19 protein-coding genes are annotated in these 19,023 nt (G+C 71.3%); 10 read left to right on the top strand and 9 right to left on the bottom strand.

Going from position 1 to position 19,023, the window contains the following annotated elements:
* Positions 1–20 precede the first annotated feature (20 nt).
* Complete coding sequence (locus ACQP1O_RS21990) at positions 21–587, bottom strand: sugar O-acetyltransferase (RefSeq protein WP_433560382.1); 567 nt, start codon at positions 585–587, stop codon at positions 21–23.
* Here ACQP1O_RS21990 and ACQP1O_RS21985 point away from each other — a divergent pair.
* Positions 567–1,928, top strand: a complete 1,362-nt coding sequence (locus ACQP1O_RS21985; protein WP_433560381.1) for a TIGR03619 family F420-dependent LLM class oxidoreductase — start codon at positions 567–569, stop codon at positions 1,926–1,928. The two genes, ACQP1O_RS21990 and ACQP1O_RS21985, sit on opposite strands and share 21 nt — an antisense overlap.
* Positions 1,828–3,039: a WD40/YVTN/BNR-like repeat-containing protein gene (locus ACQP1O_RS21980; protein ID WP_433560380.1), complete on the top strand. Its 1,212-nt coding sequence runs from the start codon at positions 1,828–1,830 to the stop codon at positions 3,037–3,039. Before ACQP1O_RS21985 ends, ACQP1O_RS21980 begins: the two co-directional genes overlap by 101 nt.
* Here the strand turns inward: ACQP1O_RS21980 and ACQP1O_RS21975 are convergent, their stop codons facing one another.
* The 3 genes from ACQP1O_RS21975 to ACQP1O_RS21965 all read right to left on the bottom strand — a co-directional run bounded on the left by ACQP1O_RS21975 (position 3,040) and on the right by ACQP1O_RS21965 (position 6,917).
* Positions 3,040–4,677 (bottom strand): DUF4153 domain-containing protein, encoded by a 1,638-nt coding sequence (locus tag ACQP1O_RS21975; protein ID WP_433560379.1) that lies wholly within the window; start codon positions 4,675–4,677, stop codon positions 3,040–3,042.
* Positions 4,678–5,173: 496 nt separating this feature from the next.
* The gene (locus ACQP1O_RS21970) at positions 5,174–6,184 is read right to left on the bottom strand and encodes a HAMP domain-containing sensor histidine kinase (RefSeq protein ID WP_433560378.1); all 1,011 of its coding nucleotides are present in this window, start codon (positions 6,182–6,184) and stop codon (positions 5,174–5,176) included.
* Positions 6,185–6,239: 55 nt separating this feature from the next.
* The gene (locus tag ACQP1O_RS21965) at positions 6,240–6,917 is read right to left on the bottom strand and encodes a response regulator (protein ID WP_433560377.1); all 678 of its coding nucleotides are present in this window, start codon (positions 6,915–6,917) and stop codon (positions 6,240–6,242) included.
* A 119-nt stretch (positions 6,918–7,036) separates the two neighbouring features.
* Here ACQP1O_RS21965 and ACQP1O_RS21960 point away from each other — a divergent pair, with 119 nt between their 5' ends.
* The 4 genes from ACQP1O_RS21960 (at position 7,037) to ACQP1O_RS21945 (ending at position 9,906) form a co-directional block, all read left to right on the top strand.
* The gene (locus ACQP1O_RS21960; RefSeq protein ID WP_433560376.1) at positions 7,037–7,588 is read left to right on the top strand and encodes a hypothetical protein; all 552 of its coding nucleotides are present in this window, start codon (positions 7,037–7,039) and stop codon (positions 7,586–7,588) included.
* A gap of 124 nt (positions 7,589–7,712) precedes the next feature.
* On the top strand, positions 7,713–8,273 hold the full coding sequence (locus ACQP1O_RS21955) for a copper chaperone PCu(A)C (protein WP_433567749.1): 561 nt from the start codon (positions 7,713–7,715) through the stop codon (positions 8,271–8,273).
* Positions 8,266–9,501: a Dyp-type peroxidase gene (locus ACQP1O_RS21950; RefSeq protein WP_433560375.1), complete on the top strand. Its 1,236-nt coding sequence runs from the start codon at positions 8,266–8,268 to the stop codon at positions 9,499–9,501. Before ACQP1O_RS21955 ends, ACQP1O_RS21950 begins: the two co-directional genes overlap by 8 nt.
* 69 nt (positions 9,502–9,570) lie before the next feature.
* Positions 9,571–9,906, top strand: coding sequence for a YnfA family protein (locus ACQP1O_RS21945; protein ID WP_356996771.1), 336 nt, complete (start codon positions 9,571–9,573; stop codon positions 9,904–9,906).
* 181 nt (positions 9,907–10,087) lie between these two features.
* Here ACQP1O_RS21945 and ACQP1O_RS21940 read toward each other — a convergent pair whose 3' ends face one another.
* Positions 10,088–10,705, bottom strand: a complete 618-nt coding sequence (locus tag ACQP1O_RS21940; protein WP_433560374.1) for a TetR/AcrR family transcriptional regulator — start codon at positions 10,703–10,705, stop codon at positions 10,088–10,090.
* Positions 10,706–10,836: 131 nt separating this feature from the next.
* On the opposite strand from ACQP1O_RS21940, the gene ACQP1O_RS21935 reads away from it, so the two are divergent.
* Together ACQP1O_RS21935 and ACQP1O_RS21930 are read left to right on the top strand one after the other, a co-directional pair.
* The gene (locus ACQP1O_RS21935; protein ID WP_433560373.1) at positions 10,837–12,288 is read left to right on the top strand and encodes an MFS transporter; all 1,452 of its coding nucleotides are present in this window, start codon (positions 10,837–10,839) and stop codon (positions 12,286–12,288) included.
* Positions 12,285–12,971 carry an SGNH/GDSL hydrolase family protein gene (locus tag ACQP1O_RS21930; RefSeq protein WP_433560372.1) on the top strand — a complete coding sequence of 229 codons (687 nt, stop codon included), beginning with the start codon at positions 12,285–12,287 and terminating at the stop codon, positions 12,969–12,971. The genes ACQP1O_RS21935 and ACQP1O_RS21930 overlap by 4 nt, the downstream gene beginning before the upstream one ends.
* A 115-nt stretch (positions 12,972–13,086) precedes the next feature.
* Here the strand turns inward: ACQP1O_RS21930 and ACQP1O_RS21925 are convergent, their stop codons facing one another.
* Positions 13,087–13,437 carry a hypothetical protein gene (locus ACQP1O_RS21925; protein WP_379380628.1) on the bottom strand — a complete coding sequence of 117 codons (351 nt, stop codon included), beginning with the start codon at positions 13,435–13,437 and terminating at the stop codon, positions 13,087–13,089.
* A gap of 189 nt (positions 13,438–13,626) precedes the next feature.
* On the opposite strand from ACQP1O_RS21925, the gene ACQP1O_RS21920 reads away from it, so the two are divergent.
* On the top strand, positions 13,627–14,610 hold the full coding sequence (locus ACQP1O_RS21920; protein WP_433560371.1) for a glycosyltransferase family 9 protein: 984 nt from the start codon (positions 13,627–13,629) through the stop codon (positions 14,608–14,610).
* A gap of 61 nt (positions 14,611–14,671) precedes the next feature.
* Here the strand turns inward: ACQP1O_RS21920 and ACQP1O_RS21915 are convergent, their stop codons facing one another.
* Both ACQP1O_RS21915 and ACQP1O_RS21910 read right to left on the bottom strand, forming a co-directional pair.
* Positions 14,672–15,601: an EamA family transporter gene (locus ACQP1O_RS21915; RefSeq protein WP_433560370.1), complete on the bottom strand. Its 930-nt coding sequence runs from the start codon at positions 15,599–15,601 to the stop codon at positions 14,672–14,674.
* Positions 15,602–15,715: 114 nt separating this feature from the next.
* Complete coding sequence (locus ACQP1O_RS21910) at positions 15,716–16,435, bottom strand: MerR family transcriptional regulator (protein WP_433567748.1); 720 nt, start codon at positions 16,433–16,435, stop codon at positions 15,716–15,718.
* 112 nt (positions 16,436–16,547) lie between these two features.
* Here ACQP1O_RS21910 and ACQP1O_RS21905 point away from each other — a divergent pair, with 112 nt between their 5' ends.
* Positions 16,548–17,753, top strand: coding sequence for an erythromycin esterase family protein (locus tag ACQP1O_RS21905; RefSeq protein ID WP_433560369.1), 1,206 nt, complete (start codon positions 16,548–16,550; stop codon positions 17,751–17,753).
* Positions 17,754–17,780: 27 nt separating this feature from the next.
* Here ACQP1O_RS21905 and ACQP1O_RS21900 read toward each other — a convergent pair whose 3' ends face one another.
* Positions 17,781–18,905, bottom strand: a complete 1,125-nt coding sequence (locus ACQP1O_RS21900; RefSeq protein ID WP_433560368.1) for a PLP-dependent cysteine synthase family protein — start codon at positions 18,903–18,905, stop codon at positions 17,781–17,783.
* Between the last annotated feature and the right edge of the window lie 118 nt (positions 18,906–19,023).

Raw genomic sequence — 19,023 nt, 5'->3', positions numbered from 1 at the left:
GTGCCCGCCGCCGGTATCGGTCACAGCGGCCTGATCACCCGCGCGGGATTGCCTGCGGCGAACACCTTTTCGGGCAGGTCGCGGGTGACGACGCTGCCCGCCCCGACCACCGTGTTCGCGCCGATGCTCACTCCCGCGCAGACGATGACCCCGCCGCCGAGCCACACATTGTCGCCGATGGTGATGGGTGCGGCCGTCTCCCAGCGGTCGCGGCGCAGCGCGTGATCGTCGATCGGGTGCAGGGCGGTGAGCAGCTGGGCACGCGGGCCGATCGAGACGTCGTCACCGATGGTGACCGGCGCACAATCCATGACGATGGCGTCGTAGTTGAGGAAACTGTTGCGGCCCAACCGGATCAGCTGCCCGTAGTCGCATTGGAAGCGCGGCATGATCCAGGACCCCTCCCCGATCTCGCCGAGCAGCGCGTCGAGGATGGTTCGACGCTCGATGTCCTGACCGGCGCGGGTGGCGTTGAATCGGTCGAGCAACTCCTGGCAGCGCAGACGTTCGGCGACCAGTTCGGGGTCGTTGTCGCGGTACGGCTCTCCGGCGAGCATGCGGTCCTTGTGTTGTCCCACCCCGACCATCCTGTCCGCGATCCGCCGGCCCGGTGTGATCGCGTGTCTGGTATCACCGGAAGGGTGAAAATCGGCTTCGCTCTTCCTCAGCATGGTTCACAGGAGCGCGAGGGCGCACGGGTGGCGTACTACGCGACCGCGCTGGAGCAGGCGGGGGCCGACAGTCTCTGGGTGGGTGAGCGGCTCATCGCCGCCACCGATCCGAAGGTCGGTTACGCGGGCAAGGACACCATTCCCGACGAGTTCAACTCGGTGCTCGACCCGCTGCTGCTGCTCGGGATCGCGGCCGCGGTGACCGAGCGGGTCGCCCTCGGCGCGAATGTGCTGATCGCGCCGCTGTATCGGCCCGCGCAGCTGGCCCGCGCGCTCACCACGGTCGACGTGGTCAGCAACGGCCGGCTGATTCCCGGCTTCGGCATCGGGTGGTCGCCGGAGGAGTACGAGGCCGCCGAGGTCCCCTTCACCCATCGCGGCGCCCGGCTGGACGAGACCCTCGATGCGCTGGAGGCCATCTGGACCACCGACCCCGCCGGATATCGCGGCCGCTACGTGTCGGTGCCCGAACATCGCAGTGAGCTCAAGCCGGTGCAGCGGCCGCGGCCGCCGATCTATCTGGGCGCGTTCAGCCCGGCCGGTCTGGCCCGCATCGGCCGCCGCGCCGACGGCTGGCTGCCGGTGGTCCCGGTGCCGGGCCCGCCCGCCTGGGGTCAGCAGTTGCTGAAGCTGCGCGGCGTCATCGACGAGGCCGCGGTCGCGGCGGGCCGCGATCCGAAGGACATCGGCACCGTGCTGCGGGTGAACGTCGCCGCGGGCACCGACCTCGAACTGGTCGCCGCCACCATCGAGAAGGTCGCCGCCGACACCGGATTCGACGACTTCTTCATCGACCTGCTCTACGTCACCGACTCCCTCGACGGAAGCTCGATGCCGCCCTGCGGCTGCTGGCCCGGCTGCGCGGCTGAACCGGCCCGGCGGTCCGGCCCGCCACCCACCCGCGCCGCCCTCCAGCGGTGGCGTGCCGCCATCCGCTCAGCGTCACCGGATGCACCGGTCCCTTACCAGCTCATCGGCGATATCGCTGCCCGCCGGCAGCCCAGCGCGCCGGCGATTCGAGCCGGGTGGGCGAAACCCGTGCCGGGTGGGCAAATCGGGCATCCACCGGGCATACTCGATCCCGTTGTGCCGCAGGGCCGCCGGGTGACCTCCCGGATGACCGGCCCCGGCGATGTGCTGAAGGGAGTCCGGGCCGGTGGGGTTGCGGAATCCGGTCGTGCTGGCCGGAGTCGTCGGAGTCGGAGTACCGGTCCTGGCGGCGGGGGTGGTCGCGGCGCTCACCATCAAAACCGGTGAGAGCGGCCCGGACTCGGTGACGACCGACACGACGACGACCCCGGCGACAGCGGCCACGGTCACCGCGGCGGCCATGACGCCGGCCGCCGCCACCGAGGCCGCGGCGACGGATCCGGTCGGCTTCCAACCCGATTCGATCACCTTCATCTCCGCCGACGAAGGCTGGGTGCTGGGCCGGACCTATCCGTGCACGAGCGAGCCCTGCCTGGCGCTGCAGCACACCACCGACGGCGGCCAGACGTGGCAGCAGGCCCCACTCCCCGCCCCGCTGCGCGATCCCGGGTCCAAGGGCCACTGGCTGAAGTTCGCCGACGCCCGCAATGGCTGGATCCGGGCCGGCGACAAGCTGTTCGCCACCCACGACGGCGGAAAGACCTGGCGCGAGGTCGATCTCGACATCGATCCGGTCGTCGACGCCTGGTCGTTCACGATCTCCGACGACAGCGTGTACATCGCCACCGTGCAGCCCGGTGAACGGACCGTGTTGTTCACCAGCCCCCTCACCCGCGACGCGTGGACCGGTCCCACCGAGATCCCGGTACCCGGCAGCGGAGGCCCGGATCCCTCGGCCGCTGTCACCGTTCTCGGCAGCCGGGCCTGGATGGTCGTCACCAACCGGGGTGAGGACGGTGCCCGATCGGTCGACGGCACGTGGACCCCGTGGAAACTGCCCTGCGGCGGCAATGGTCCCGCCGCCTGGCACCCCTTCTCCGAAAAGCGGCTCGTCGCACTGTGTGGCCGATTCGGCCCGTACTCCGACGGCGGCACCACCACCGAGCTCATGACCTCGACCGACGGCGGCGCCACCTTCACCGAGACCGGGCAGCTGTCACCGACGCTGTCCGCGGGCGCCGCGCTCATCCCCGCCGACCCCACCCATCTGGTCGCCGCTCTCGACGACCACCTGCTCACCTCGGCCGACGGCGGCGCGACGTGGACTACCACCTACCGTGCACCCGCCCAGGGCTGGCGCGAGAGCTCAGGGCATTTCGTCACCGAGACAACCGGTTTCGTGATCATGTCCCAGACCGGATCCAAGCACGCGGCCACCACGATGCTCGCCACCCAGGACGCGGGCCGCACCTGGACCCCGGTCAGCTTCGGCTCCTGATCACCGGCGGGCGGTGGCGCGGGCGTAGTTCCAGCCCTGCCACGAATCATCGGACAGGTGTGCGCGGATGACGTTCGCGACGGCCGCGCGCTCGGCGTCGGGCAGCCGGTCGGCCACCGGCAGGACATCCGGCGACAGGGTGCTCAGATATCCGGTGTCGAGGGACTTGCCCGCCTGCCAGCGCACCACATTGCGTTCGGCGACGAACCGTTCCGGGTTCGCCACCGCCAGCGCCAGCAATGTCGCGAGCGCGGCGCCGACCGCCGCGCGCGGCACCCAGCCGCGCCGCAACCACACCAGGCTCGCCAGCAGCAGCAGGTAGACGAGCGCGATCCAGGCTTCGAACACCTCCACGAGCAGCCGCAGCACCGTGAACCCGTACGCCTGCTGATAGGTCCACATGCGATGCAGCGCGGACGCCACGATCACCAGTGACAACCCGATCACCACCGTGACCGCGCCCCGCAACCAGCGCCGTTCGATCACCGTGTCCTGCAGCGCGTGGCGCAGCACGATCCCGATCACCGCGAGGGTCAGCATGCTCACGATCGACAACTGCCAGAACCCGGAGCGCGCGTACTCGGCATACGTCAGCCCGGCCGTGCGCTGCACATACCCGTCGCCGCCGAACAGCACCACCACCTGCGTGCCCACGAACGCCGCGAACACGATCGTCAACGCGCCCACCGGAATTCCCCATTCGATCGGCGAGAACCTGCGCACCCCCAGCCAACCCAGCGGATCCATCCCCTGGCCCGGTCCCGCATCGTCGGCCACCGACGGCGGCCCCGCCAGCAGATACAGCGCCCCGGCCGTCCCCGACCCGACCACAACGAACACGAAACCCCACCGCACCACCGCAGGCACATCGATGCGCGGCATCAGCCCGTCCACCAGCCCGGCGAACACCGCATCCGCGCCCGCCAGCAACGGCACCACCATCACCAGCAGCGCGGAGGCCACCGCCACCGACCACCACACCCGCTGCGAACCATTCCCGAAGCGGCCACGCGCCCGCGTCACCGCCCGATACAGCCACGGCAGCGAATTCAGTCCCGCGAACGCCACCGCCAGCAGGTCGAACCACAGCCCGTACACCGACCGCCGCACCACCGCCAACGACCCGGCCATCGCTGCCCCGAGCACACAGAGCACGAAAAGCCAAGGGGCAGACCGGAACACACCGACACCCAGCAGCGCCAGCGCCACCCCCGCCCACCAGATCCGATCCCACGACGCCCGGCCCGTCCACCCCGGTCCACCGGGACGCATCCGGCCCGCACCGCCGGTCCCGGCACCGTCCCCGGGCTCTCCGGGGCCGGCGACGGCGGGATCGGCAACCGAGCCGGCACCGGCGGAACGGCCGGTGGCGGTGGGGGACGTGCGGGGCTCGGGAGCGGGCTGCGCAGCGGACACGGTCCCGGAAGCCGCGGTGGCCGCCGCATGCGCCTCACGCGCCGCGGGGACAATGTCGTGCTCGGCGGAAACCGTCTGCCGGGCCGAGCGGTCGACCGCGTACACCGCGCCCGTGATCGCCAGGCCCGCGAGCAGCCATCCGACTCCGGGGCGGTCGAGGGGTAGCAGGATCGCCCCGGCACATCCCGCCGCGACCGTGGCGGCCAACAGCCCGCTCGGCACCGGCACCCGGGCTGATCGGGGCGAAACACGCTGGGGCGGAGTGGGCGTGGGCCACGCCTCCGGCGGCGCTGGGACGGTCCACGCTGATCGGGGCGGAACACGCTGGGGCGGAGTGGGCGTGGGCCACGCCTCCGGCGGCGCTGGGACGGTCCACGCTGAGGGGGTGGCCGAGTCGGCGATCGCCGCTGCGGTGGTTCCCGGTTCCGACGATCCCCGGTCCGGCGGTCCCGGGTCGGGCTGCGGCGCTGCGGGCCTTGCCATTTCGGAGGTTCTCGGGCCGGTCGTTCCTGGCCAGGGTGGACGTTGTTCGGGTTCGCGTGGTGCCGAACCGTGTATCGGCGGTTCGTTCGCTGTGAGTTCAGATGCTGCAGGGGCGGGCGGGTGATCGTCGGGAGAGGGTGCGGCGCAAGGGTTTTCGGGCATGGCAAGGCCTCCGATGGGTGTGCGGGAGCGACCCGGGAGCGCGGGGCGCTGCGGGTTGTGGATGGGGTGAAGGTCAGGACACGGGCAGGGTGATGCGGATGCGGGAGCCGGGGGCGGCGACGGCGATGGTGCCGCCGTGCAGGTCGACGATCCAGCGGGCGATGGCCAGGCCGAGGCCGGTGCCGCCGCCGGTGGCGCGGCCGCCGCGGGTGAAGCGTTCGAAGACGCGGGCACGCTCGGCGATCGGGATGCCGGGGCCGTCGTCGGCGACATCGATGACGGCGCCGGTGCGGTCGGCGTGGGCGTGGATGCGGACCTCACCGCCGGCGGGTCCGTGGCGGGTGGCGTTGTCGAGCAGGTTGAGCAGGACCTGGTGCAGGCGGGCACGATCGGCGTGCACGGTGAGATCGGGAGCGGTGACGATGGTGAAGCGGACGGGACGGTCGACCGCGGCCGCCATCACCTCCGCTTCGGCGACAACCTCTTTCAGCAGCGGCTCCACGGCGACGGGTTCGCGCTCCAGCGCCACCGCACCGGCCTCGACGCTCGACAGCGCCAGCAGCTCCGACACCAGCAGGCTCAGCCGCTCGGTCTGGGCGAGCGCGGTACGCAGGGTCGCCGGATCGGGTTCGGCCACACCGTCGACCAGGTTTTCCAGCACCGCGCCCAACGCCGTGATGGGGGTGCGCAGTTCGTGCGACACATTGGCGATGAACTCGCGCCGCTGCTGATCGGCGGCGGCGAGGTCAGCGGCCATCTGATTGAACGCCGCCGCCAGCTGCCCCACCTCGTCCCGGGAGGTGGCGCGCACCCGCCGCGAATAATCCCCCTGCGCCATGCGTTTGGCGGCGGCGGTCATCTCCCGCAGCGGCAGGGTCATGCCGTGGGCGAGCACCTGCGAGAACACCAGCGCCAGCAGTGTCGCCGCGATGGTGGTGCGCGGCGGCAGCCATCCGATGCGTGAGGCGAAGAACCCGAACGCCACCGCCCCCGACCCGACCATGAGGATGGCCAGCTTCAGTTTGATCGACCGCACCCGGTCCAGCGGCCGCGGCATCCATGCCGCCGCCCGATTCCCGGCCATCCGCAACCACTCTCGCGCTCTCACCGCTCCCCCTCCGATCCGCGCCGAGCGCCGTTCATCGAGCCTCCAGCGCGTACCCGACACCGTGCACGGTGCGGATCAGGTCCGCGCCGAGCTTGCGGCGCAGCGCCTTGACGTGGCTGTCGACGGCGCGGGTGCCCGAGGCGTCGGCCCAGCCCCACACCTCGCTCAGCAGTCGCTCCCGGGCCAGCACGGTGCGCGGCCGGCGGGCCAGATGCACCAGCAGCTCGAATTCCAGTGGGGTGAGCTGGGTTTCGGCGTCGCCGCGCCACACCCGCCGCTGATCGGTGTCGATGCGCAGATCACCGACCACGATGGCGGCGACCGGGGCGGCGGCGCGGTCCACGCGGCGCAGCAGGGCGTGCACACGGGCGGTGAGCACACGCATCGAGAACGGTTTCGTCAGATAGTCGTCCGCGCCGACCCCGAGGCCGACGAGCATGTCGGTTTCGTCGGTGCGGGCGGTCAGCATGAGCACCGGCACCGGCCGGCGGGCCTGGATGCGGCGGCAGACCTCGAGCCCGTCGAAGCCGGGCAGCATCACGTCCAGCACCACCAGATCCGGATCCCCGGCCGCGTCGGCCGCCACGGCCGCGGGCCCGTCGTGCGCGATGTCGACCGCGTACCCCTCGGCGCGCAGGCGGGCAGCGAGGGATTCCGCGATGGTCGGCTCGTCCTCGACGACGAGGATCCGGCGCGCACTGGTTTCCATGCAGCTGACATTAGGCAACCGCCGTGGAGATGGTTCGCGTCGATTGTGAAGATCCTGTGGAGACGCCGGTCATACCACCTGGAAGCATCGTCTGCGACACGACGTCGTAGCATGGCCGGGTGCGCTCATCGACGGATCACACCGCGCGCCTGCGCGGCGCTGCCGTCGGCGCATCCTCGGGCGCGGTGGCGATTCTCGCGCACGGACTCGGCGGCGGCGCAACCCTGCTCGACGGTTCCGCGCTCGCCCTGCTGTTCGCGGCGTGCACACTGATCGGGGTCGTGGTGGCGACCCTGCGCCCCCGCTACGGGATTGCCGGAACCATGGCGATGCTGGCGGCCGGGCAGTCCATCGGGCATGCGGCACTGTCGATGTCGCCGGGTCACCACCATCACGGCTCCTCGCCGTCCATGCTGCTGGCCCACCTGGTCGCAATTCCGGTGGGCGCGATCGCGATTCGCGCCGCCGAGGCCGGCATGCGCCGGGCCATCACCAGCGTGCGGCGGTTCATCCACGCGCTGGGTTCGATCCTGCGCCCGCCCGCGCCGCGCCTGCGCCCGTGCCGCACCGACGATCGCGCCGAGGCGCGTCGCCTGCTCGTCAGTCCGGGGATCGGGCGTCGTGGCCCACCTCGCGCCGGCGCACCGTTCCCACACCTCGCCCCGGCATAGATCCGCGACGCCTGCTCCCCGCGCAGTGGCCGAATCAGGCCTGCGCCGAACGGGTGTCGCCGCGAACCGGTCCGGGGTGACCTCCCTTCCCCCTGACACACGGAGTTCGTTTCCCATGTCCCAGATGCCCTCCTGCCACAGCTTCCGCCTGCGCACCGGCGGATTCGCGCGCCGGCTCGGCGCGGCCGCCGCCGTCGCGACCCTGGCGCTGCTGCCCGTCGCCTGCTCCTCCTCACAGACCGCCTCGGACGCCACCGGCAGGGCCGCCGACCGGATCACCATGACCGACCAGTGGATCAAGGCCGCCGACAGCGGCATGTCCGCCGCCTTCGGCACCCTGTCCAACACCTCCGACAATCCGATCAACCTGGTCGCGGCCACCAGCCCGGCCTCGGCCACCGTGGAGATCCACGAGATCGTCCCCGACGCGGCCGGAGAGAAGATCATGCGGCCCAAGGCCGGTGGCCTCGTCATCCCCGCCCACGGCAGCGCGACCCTGAAGCCCGGTGGCGAGCACCTCATGTTCATGGGGTTGAAGGCCCCGCTGCGCACCGGCGCGGACACCCCCATCACGCTCACCTTCTCCGACGGCTCCAGCACCACCGTCACCGCGCAGGTGCGCGACTTCGCGGGCGGCAAGGAGAACTACCAGCCCTCCGGCGACAACGCCGCCCACGGTGGCTGACCGGCCGCAACCGCACCCCCGCCTGTCCCGGCGGCGACTGCTCGGCGGCGGCGCCGGGGCCGCCGCGGTGACGATCGCCGGCTCCGCCGGCGTCGGCTGGGGCGCGGCCACACTCACCCACCGCGACCACGATCGCGATCCCGGACTGGACACGGTCGCCTTCCACGGCCCTCATCAGGCGGGCATCGCGACGGATCCGCCGCTGCACGCGGCCTTCGTCGCCTTCGACCTGGTGACGGGTGCACAGCGCGAGGACATCGTCGGCCTGCTGAAGATCTGGACCGACGACGCCTCGCGCCTCACCCAGGGCAGACCGGCACTGGCCGACACCGAACCGGAACTGGCCGCCCGGCCCGCCCGGCTCACCGTCACCGTCGGATTCGGGCCGCGGTTGTTCACCGTCGCCGGACTCGAGGATCAGCGTCCGCACTGGCTGAAACCGTTGCCGCCCTTCGGCATCGACAAGCTCGACGCCGCCTGGTGCGGGGGTGATCTGCTGCTGCAGATCTGCGCCGACGAGGCCACCACGGTCTCGCATGCGGTGCGGGTGCTGTCCAAGCATGTGAAATCGCTGGTCACGGTGAAATGGGTGCAGCGCGGATTCCGCAATGGCGCCCGCGGCCGGACCATGCGCAATCTCATGGGCTCGGTGGACGGCACGGTCAACATCGCGCCCGGCACAACCGATTTCGATCGCCTCGTGTGGGACGACGGATCGGTGCGGCCGTGGCTGGCCGGGGGCACCTCGATGGTGTTGCGGCGCATCGCCATGAACCTCGAGACCTGGGACGAACTCGACGCCGACGGGCGCGCCATCACCGTCGGCCGCACCGTCGAGCACGGGGCGCCGCTGTCGGGCACGAGGGAATTCGACGAACCCGACTTCGCGGCCGTGGACCAGTACGGCATCCCGAAGATCCCGCCGTCCTCCCACATCGCCCGCGCCCACCACGCCCACGACGGGGAGCGGTTCCTGCGCCGCGGCTACAACTACGACGACGCGCCCGCCCCCGGGCACGTCTCCAACTCGGGCCTGCTGTTCGCGTCCTTCCAGCGCGACATCGACGCCCAGTACCTGCCGGTGCAGCAGCGACTGGCCGACTTCGACGCCCTCAACCAATGGACCACACCGGTCGGCTCGGCGGTCTTCGCCGTCCCGCCCGGCGTGCCCGGCCCGGGCGGCTACCTCGGACAGCAGCTGTTCGACCGCGCCGACGCCCAACGATGATCCGGACCGGTCGGACCGCACACGGGGCGGTCCGACCGGATACCGCCGCGGACTCTAGGGTGGGCTGCCATGACCGTCTTGCGATCGATCGTGCTCTTCGGGCTGGCCGCCGTCGCCGAAATCGGTGGCGCGTGGCTGATCTGGCAGGGAGTGCGCGAGCACCGCGGCTGGCTGTGGATGGGGGCGGGGGTGGTGGCGCTGGGCTGCTACGGGTTCGTGGCCACCCTGCAGCCCGACGCCCACTTCGGGCGCATCCTCGCCGCCTACGGTGGCGTCTTCGTGGCCGGGTCGCTGCTGTGGGGCATGGCGCTGGACGGCTTCCGGCCCGACCGCTGGGATGTGATCGGCGCGCTGGTGTGCCTGGCCGGGGTCGGGCTCATCATGTACGCGCCACGCTCGGCGTGAGACACACAGAGGCAAGACACCCACAGGCAAGACACACACAGGCGTTGCTCCACGTGAAACCAGCTGCGCCCGAACTGCATTCACGCATGCCACGCATTCCCGCCGGATCCCACCGCAATGCAGTCGATGCAGATTTGCAGCGCGTGAACGGATTACGCATTCCCCGCGGTCACGGCGATGGTCAACGTCGGGCTTCGAGCAGGCCGTCGATGATCGCGCGCGCGGTGTGCAGCGCCGTGCCGTCACCCATCCGCGCGGCCGTATTCGCCGCCGCCACCACCGCATCCAACTGGAACGCGACGGCGTGCGGGTCCAGCCCGGCCAGGTAGCCCTGCTCCTGAGCGCGGCCGATCTCCTTCTCCAGCACCGCGAACCAGTCGTCGCGGTCGGCCGCAAGGGCGTCGCGCACCGGGCCCGGGCGGCTGTCGAACTCGGGCACGCTCGCGCCCCGGAAGCAGCCGCCGGGTAGCAGCGGCTCACCCACGTAGTCGAACCAGTGGTCGATGATCGCCCGCAGTCGCGGCATGCCACGGTCCGCGCTCAGGGCGGGGCGGACGACGTGTTCGATGAACACCTCACGCGCCGACTCCACCGCGGCCAGCTGCAGGTTCTCCTTGGTCCCGAACAGCGTCGCGACCCCCGACTTGCTGACCCCCAGATCCCCGGCGAGCCGGCCGAGACTGAGCCCGGTCAATCCCTCGACCGAGGCCACGTCGGCGGCGTGACGGGCGATGGTCGCGCGCGCACGCGCCCCCTTGAGCCGCCGCTGATCGGAAATCTCCTGCTCGGAAGGCTGCACCGGTTCATCCACCCCTTCATCTTCGCATCGAGTGTTGCTTTTACGCACGATCGGTCGTACTTTTCAGAAATACGAACGATCGTGCGTATTGTTTTGATCCCGCTCCGACACCCCTCCGTGGAGAGCCCGTCATGACCGACATCAGCCATCGTCAGCCCGCACCACCCGAGACCTCCCCGCCGAGCACCGCTCGCCGATCCCCCTCGGCCACCACCACGTCCGACCGCCCGGCCCGCCTCGCCCTGCTGGTCGCCTCCGGCGCGGCGTTCGTGTCCTTCCTGGACCTGTCCGTGGTCAATATCGCCTTCCCCGCCATCACCCGCGACTACCCCGACACCGCCGCCACCACCCTGACCTGGGTGGTGAGCGGTTACGCCGTCGCCTTCGCCGCCCTGCTCACCCCCGCCGGACAGCTGGCCGACGCCCTGGGCCGCGGGCGCGTATTCCTCACCGCCCTGGCCGGATTCGCGCTCACCTCGCTGCTGTGCGCGCTCGCGCCGGGGGCGGACTGGCTCATCGGCGGCCGCTTCCTGCAGGGCGCGACCGCGGCCTTCCTCATCCCGGCCGGACTCGGCCTGGTCCTGAGCGTCACCCCGCCCGCCCGCATCGGCGTCGCCATGGCCGCCTGGACCGCGGCCGGTGGATTCGCCGCCACCGTCGGCCCGGCCGTGGGCGGCGCGCTGGTCGACTGGTTCGGCTGGCGTTCGGTCTTCGTCATCAACGTGCCGATCGCGGCACTGCTCATCGTCACCGGGCTGCGGCTGGCACGCGGCGATCAGCGGCACACGCAGGGGCTGCCCGATCCGGTCGGCACCCTCGCCACCGGACTCGGCATCGGCGCGGTCGTCGCCGCGGTCACCCAGGGACAGCAATGGGGTTGGGGCGCTTGGCAAACCCTCGTCACCGGTCTCGGCGGGCTCGTACTGCTGGGCCTCGCGCTGTGGCGGTCGCGGACGCATCCGCGCCCCGCCATCGCGGTCGGGCTGTGGCGCAGCCACCACTACGCGCTGGTCAATGCCGTCGCCTTCGTCTTCGGCGCGACCATGTTCGCGTGGCTGCTGGCCGGACCGCTGTGGCTGGACACCATGTGGCACTACTCGGTGCTGCAGTCGGCGGCCGCCATGACCGTCGGCGCGGTCGCCTCCATGGTCACCGCGGTGGTGGCCGGGCGCGCGCCGGTGCCGTGGCAGCGGTGGCTGGGTGTCCTCGGCGCCGTCATGTTCGCCGCGTCCACCTTCTACATGAGCACCGGCCGCTGGGACGCCACCCCCGCGCTGTGGACCGCGTGGGTGCCGGCCGGACTGCTCGGTGGCGGCGGCATCGGCCTGCTCATCACCGTGCTCGGCACCGCCGCCGCGCGATCGCTGCCGCCGCACCGGTTCGCGGCCGGGGTCGGCATGAACGTCACCGCCCGCCAATCCGGCGGCGCGCTCGGGGTGGCCGTGCTCGCCGCGGTCTTCGCCGCCCACCCGGCCCAGCCGCTCACCGCCTTCCACACCCTGTTCGCCGTGTGCGCCGGAATCGCCGTCGCCGCAGCCGGTCTCGCCGCCCTGCCGGTCCGAGCCGAGGAGCCCCGGCCATGACCGCCCGCACCGAAGCCACCGATCCGTTCACCCTGTCCGATCCGGCAGCCGCCGCACTCCTGCGTGAGGTGCCGTTCCGGCGCTTCGCCGTCATCGGCGACTCCACCGCCGCCGGCACCGGCGACCCCTGGCCCGGCTACGACACCGTGCCCTGGGCCGACCGCGTGGCACGCTGGCTGCTGTCCGCCCACCCGAGCACCGACTACCTCAACACCGGCGTGCTGGGCGCGGTCATCGCCGACGTCACCGCCGGGCAACTGCCCGCGCTCGAGGCATTCCACCCGGACCTGGTCCACATCACCTGCGGCGGCAACGACCTGTTCCTGCGCGATGCCCGGCTGCCCGACGTGGAGACCGCCCTCGACGAGCTGTGCACCCGGGTGGCCGCCACCGGCGCGCGACTGTCGATGTTCACCCTGGCCGACTCCTTCACCGGGCGCATGGCCCCCCTGCGCCCGCTGTTCGCCGGATTCGCCGACGCCGTGCGCCGCGTCTCCGACCGCCACGACGCCATCCTCACCGAATTCTGGGACCACCCCGCGCGACTGCGCCCCGGCTGGCTCTCCGCCGATCTCATCCACCTGACCATGGCCGGGCACGCGGTGGTCGCCGCCGAGATCGCCGAGAACCTGGCCCGCCACACCGCCCGCGAACTCCCACCCGAGCCGGTCCGCCACCCCTGAACCGGGCCCGGAAACGCCCGATGCCGCACACGGTGCACTCATGCACCCTGTGCGGCATCGCCTTTCACGCAGGAGAAACGCTACGCGGTTGTCGCGCTCACGGTTTCGCGCCCGCTCACTTCCACAGCGCCGCGATGAAGACGTTGAGGATCGCCAGCCCGCCGGCCGCGTGGGTCATCCACGCCACCTCCTTGCCGCGCTTGGCGTCCGCGCGACCCATTTCGGCGAAGGCCGCGACCAGCACCGCCACCACGAGTTTGGTGATCATCTTCGCCATATCGGGGTCCTTGCCCAGCGAATGGATCGACTCGGCCATGCCGAGCAGGATCACCCCGGTGAGGATCTGCACCCGTGCGCCCCACACCATCAGTTCCGATACCCGCGGCTGGGAGGCGACATACCCGCCGACCACCGCCGCCATACCGAGCAGATGAGCAGTGACCATGAGGTTGTAGACGACCGTCATGACTGCACACGGTAATCCATCCACCCGCGCCAACGACAGCCGGTAGTACCCGCGGTTTTCCGCCATCGTGCGGACCGGTCCCCAGGGTTTCACCCCCGTACGGGCCGGGTAGTCCTCACCCAATGGTCCCCGCACGTCCGGTGGCGGACCGTAGCGTCGTGGGCAGCGTGGCCGGCTAGGAGAATTCAGGTGGCGGTTGTACTAGTGCTGCGAGCACGCGGGTTGGGTGATCTCCTCACCGCCGTTCCCGCGTTGCGCGCCCTGCGCCGGGCCCGGCCCGGCGACCACATCGCACTGGCGGCACCCCATCGCCTGAAACCGATCGTCGACCTCATCGCCTCGGTCGACGAAATGGTCCCCGTCCACGACACCATGGGACTGCGCTGGGACGGCGAGGCACCCGCGCTGGCCGTCAACCTCGACGACGCCGAGGGCATCGCCGAACTCTCCCGCACCCAGCCCGAACGCCTTCTCACCTACCGCAATCCGGCCTTCCCCGACCTGCCCGGCCCGGACTGGCAGCCCGAGATGCACGACGTGGACCGCTGGTGCCATCTGCTCGAATTCGACGGGATCGCCGCCGACCGCCGCAACCTCGGCCTGGTGCCGCCGGTGGCCAGCACCAGCCACCGCGACGCCGTGGTCGTGCACGTCGGCGCCGGCGCGGCCGCCCGGCGCTGGCCCGCCGACCGGTTCGCCGCCGTAGTCCGGCATCTACTGGTACAGGATCGCGATGTCGTGCTGACCGGTGACGAATCCGAACGCGAGACCGCCCTCGACGTCGCCGGCCGCGCGGGACTCTCATCGGCGCGAGTCCTCGCCGGCCAGCAGAACCTCATCGAACTGGCCGCCACCGTCGCCGAAGCCGCCCTCGTGGTGTGCGGCGACACCGGTGTCGCCCACCTGGCCACCGCCTTCGGCACCCGCACCGTCCTGCTCTTCGGCCCCAACCCGCCCAGCCGCAGCGGCCCGCCCCCGCACCTGCTCGGCCGCCACGCCGTGCTCTGGGCCGGGCAGACCGGCGACCCGGACGCCGACGACATCGACCCGGGGCTGCTGAAGATCGGTGTGCCCGAGGTCGTCAACGCCATCGACAAGCAACTGCGCAAACGCCCCTGGCCCGGCACCGGATTGGACCGCCGCGCCCAGCAGACCTACCGGCGGGTGGGGTGAGCCCGGCACCCCGCGCCCTCGGGGGCCTGACGCGGCGAACCCGCTGAGAGCGCGCCCGCGGTCATTCCCGCGATTCGGACGGCCGCGCGTTCGCGCGCAACCGTGGACGGCTGTTGCGTTGCGTCGCACTGAGAGTCAGCGCCGCCATCACCAGCGCGATGCCCGCGAGTTCGGGGACAGCGGGCCGCTGGGCCAGTGCGAGCGCGCCGATGACCGCCGCGGTGGCCGGGAGCAGAGCCAGCAGCAAGGCGAAACGGGCGCGGCCGACCGTGCGCAGGACCAGCTGGTCCAGAGCGTAGGGGACGGCACTGGACAGGACACCGACACCGGCGCCCAGCAGCCAGGTGCCCGGGTCCGCGAAAGCGGCTGGGGCGAGCACACATTGGCGCGTCACCAGGATCGGCGCCAGCAGAAGTGCGGCGGCGGCCATGCCGACGGCCAGGGCGTCCAGGCCCGAACCCGCGTCGGCGACCCGCTTGCCCAGCAGGATGTAGCCCGCCCACAGTGCGGCCGCGAGCACGGCGAACGCGACACCGGCCGGCCGGGCATCCGAGGAGACCCCCGCCAGCAGGAAGACACCGGCGACCACCAGGGCGACGGCCAGGAGATCGCGGGCCCGGCGCGATCCGAGCGTGGCCATCGCGACCGGTCCCAGGAATTCGATGGCGACCGCCGTGCCGAGCGGGATCCGCGCGATCGCCTCGTAGAAGGCGATGTTCATGCCCAGGGTCACCACACCGAACCCGGCGGCCACCCCGATCGAGCGGCGGGTCGGCCGCCCACGCCAGGGCCGACGCCACGCCAGCAGGGCGACACCCGCGGCCGCCGCACGCAGCCAGGCGACCGTCGCGGGTTCGACCGTGCCGAACAGATGGACGCCGATCGCCGCGCCGAGATACTGCGAGACGCCGCCCGCGATGAAGATCAGCGGCACCGACCAGCCGGGGAGCAGTGTCCGGTGCGGACTCTCGACAACGACGGACGTACCCACCCCGCCACCGTAGCGCCCGGCCGCCCCGATGCCGGAGGAGAAAGCCCCGCGGTACGGGCGGGCCTTCGGGATTCCATCACGGCCGAAGGTCCCTGTCCCCCGGGAACATGGCCATCACCGATCCGCGATCGCCTCGGGGTCGCGCTGATCGAGCAGGGCGAGGTAGGCGTCGAGTTGGGCGGCGCCGGTGAGCAGGTCGCGGCTGCGGGTGCTCAGGCGTTCTTGCCAGGCGTCGAGGAAGACGGTCAGAGCTGCTGTGCCGCCTGCGGTTCGGAGCGCGTCGAGGAATCGGGTGATCTGGGACAGCTGGTAGTTGCCACGGCGCAGCTGGCGGGCGATCTCGGCGTCGCGAACGCAGTCCGGGCCGTAGTGGCGGTAGCCGGTGACGCGGTCCCGGTCCGGATGCAGGATGCCTTCGGCTTCCCAGGTGCGCAGGGTCGCCGGGTGCACGTCGAGGCGGCGGGCGAGCTCACCCACGGTCAGCGGCCTGCGCGTGGTACCCGGCGGGATCGGGGTGGACAGGCTGTGCAGGGCCCTCGCGACGTCGGCTCGGGTGGCGCGTTCGGTGTGCAGGGCGAGGTGGGTGGCGTCGATGAGCCGGTAGGCGGCTTCGCTGTCGCGGCGGTTGATCGCGCGCATGATGTCGGTGGCCGGCCGATGGCCGTGGCCACGGCGTAGCGCCAGGAAGGCGCGCAGGGCCTGCGCGTGCAGGGGTGTGTAGCGCCGGTAGCCCGTGTCGCTGCGTTCGGTCGGCGGGAGGACGCCTGCCTCGTCGTAATTGCGGATGGCCTGTGCGGACAACCCGTGCTCCCGCGCGAGATCGATGGGTCGCAGATCGCACCTCCGTTTGAGAGTTCGAGCACGGGATACCAGGTCGAACTCGGGCAAGTTTCACACGAACCTTCAACGATAGTGTCGAAGGCAGTTACTTCTGGAAGGGGTCTCCATGTCAACTGCCACCGCAATACAGGCCATCGGCCGCCCGATCGACGGGCCGCAGAACCTGGGCCGCGCCCTCGACGACCTGCTCGCTACCGCCACCGACACCGAGCCGCCCGCCCTGCTCGCGCTCGGCGAGCCGACGCACGGCATCGCCGCATTCCCGTTGCTGCGCAACGAGGTTCTCGCTCACCTCGTCGAACGCGGTTACCGGTCGATCGTTTTGGAGACCGACCACTTCGCCGCGTCCATTGTCGACGACTACGTGTGCGGCGCGGCCACGGAGATCGACACGGTGCTCGCCACCGGATTCAGCCACGGTTTCGGCGCGGTGCCGGGCAATCGCGAACTCGTCGAATGGCTCCGCGCGCACAATGCCGCCCGCGCGCCGGCGGATCGGGTGCGCTTCCACGGCTTCGATGCCCCGGTGGAATACGCCGGCGCCCCCGGCCCACGCCATGCCCTGTCCCGGGCCGCCGACCGCCTGCCCGCCGCCCTGCGCCCCGAATCAGCAAGCGAACTCGACGAATTGGCCGGTGAGGACGCCGACTGGACCAATCCGGCCGCCATGTACGACCCGGCGGCATCGATCGGCAACTCCCCCCGCGCCCACGCCCTCCGCCTCCTCGCCGACGACCTCGCCAGCGCGCTGCACCGCGCCTCCCCCGGCCTGCGCCCCGCCGACCCCGCCGCCTACGACCGCGCCGTGTCCTATGCCCGCACCGCCCAGGGCCTGCTCCGCTACCACGCCGCCATGGCCACCGACACCCCCGACCGCATCGACATCGTCCTCAGCCTGCGCGCCGAGATGATGGCCGACAACCTCCTCGCCGTGATCGCCCAGGAGCAACACCGGGGCCCATCCCTGGTCTTCGCCCACAACGCCCACGTGAACCCCGCCCACGACGACGCCGAGAGCTGGGCCAATGCCGGTGCGCTCGTCCACATGACGCTCGCGGACCGCTACCTGTTCGTGGCAACCGACGCCAGCCCCGACCCCGACCCGAACACCCTCCAGCACTCCCTGGCAGCGGCGACACCCCACTGCACCCTCTTCCCGGCACCTCCCCTGCGCGCCGCACTCCCCCCGTCCACCGGCACGAGCACACCGATCGTGCCCGGCCACATCCCACTCACCCCCGCCGACCTGTCCGGCGCGGCCGCGGTCGTCTTCATCACCGACACCGACGGAAAGCGCCATCGGTATTGGTAGCGAGACCGGCGGCAACGATCCGCCGCCTCAGCGGGAGAGCTCACCGGTGAGCAGAAACTGTTCCAGCCGAACAGAATACGGAGTCGGGTCGATGCCTTCTCCCGCGAGCCACGCCTGGCTGTAGTACTTGTCGAGGTAGCGTTCGCCCGGGTCGCACAGGAGGGTGACGACGCTGCCCTGGTCGCCTCGGGCGAGCATGCCGGAGATGACGGCGAAGGCGGCCCAGACGCCGGTACCGGTGGAGGCGCCGCACCGGCGGCCGAGCAGGCGCTGCAGCAGGTGGACGGTGGCGACCGAGGCAGCGTCGGGGACGCGGATCATGCGGTCGATGGCGTGCGGGAGGAAGCTGGGTTCGATGCGCTGGCGGCCGATGCCCTCGATGCGGGATCCCTTGGCGGAGGTGGCGTTTCGGTCGAGGGTGCGCCAGCCTTCCAGGAACGCCGAGTTTTCGGGATCGGCGACGCAGATGCCGGTATCGCGCTGGGTGTAATGGACGTAGCGGGCCAGGGTGGCCGAGGTGCCGCCGGTGCCCGCGGTGGCGACGATCCAGCTCGGCTCGGGGTAACGCTCGTGTTCGAGCTGGCGGAAGATCGATTCGGCGATATTGTTGTTGCCCCGCCAGTCGGTGGCGCGCTCGGCGTAGGTGAACTGGTCCATGTAGTGACCGCCGTGTTCGCGGGCGAGCCGGGCCGCGACCTCGTACACCTCGCTGGGGTCGTCGACGAGATGGCAGACACCGCCGTGGAATTCGATGAGATCGATCTTGGACCGCACGGTGGAGCGCACCATGACGGCGATGAACGGCACGCCGATCAGCTTGGCGAAGTACGCCTCCGACACCGCGGTGGATCCACTGGACGCCTCCACCACCGGGCGGCCGGGCCGCAGCCAGCCGTTGCACAGCGCGTACAGGAACAGCGACCGTGCCAGCCGATGCTTGAGACTGCCGGTGGGATGGGTGGATTCGTCCTTGAGGTAGAGGTCGATGCCCCATTCCGGCGGTAGCGGGATGGTGAGCAGGTGGGTGTCGGCGGAGCGGTTGCCGTCGGCCTGCACCGTGCGTACGGCCTCGCGCAGCCAGCTCCGGTATTCCGGGTCGGAGCGGTCGATGTCGGTCTCGTCGACGAGCGTGTTGTCCTGGGTCACAGCCATCTCGGGTGTCCTTCCGGTTCGGGCCCGCGATGCGGAGCAGGGCAGCTTCGACGCTATCGGGGAATCAGGTTTTCCCAGTGTGACCTGGGGCGATATTTCCCAAGCATCTGTAATAGGG

Origin of the sequence: Nocardia sp. CA-151230, from assembly GCF_050942175.1 — a bacterium.
In the GTDB taxonomy this organism is placed as follows: Bacteria; Actinomycetota; Actinomycetes; order Mycobacteriales; family Mycobacteriaceae; genus Nocardia.
This window is presented reverse-complemented; position numbering and strand designations above follow the sequence as displayed.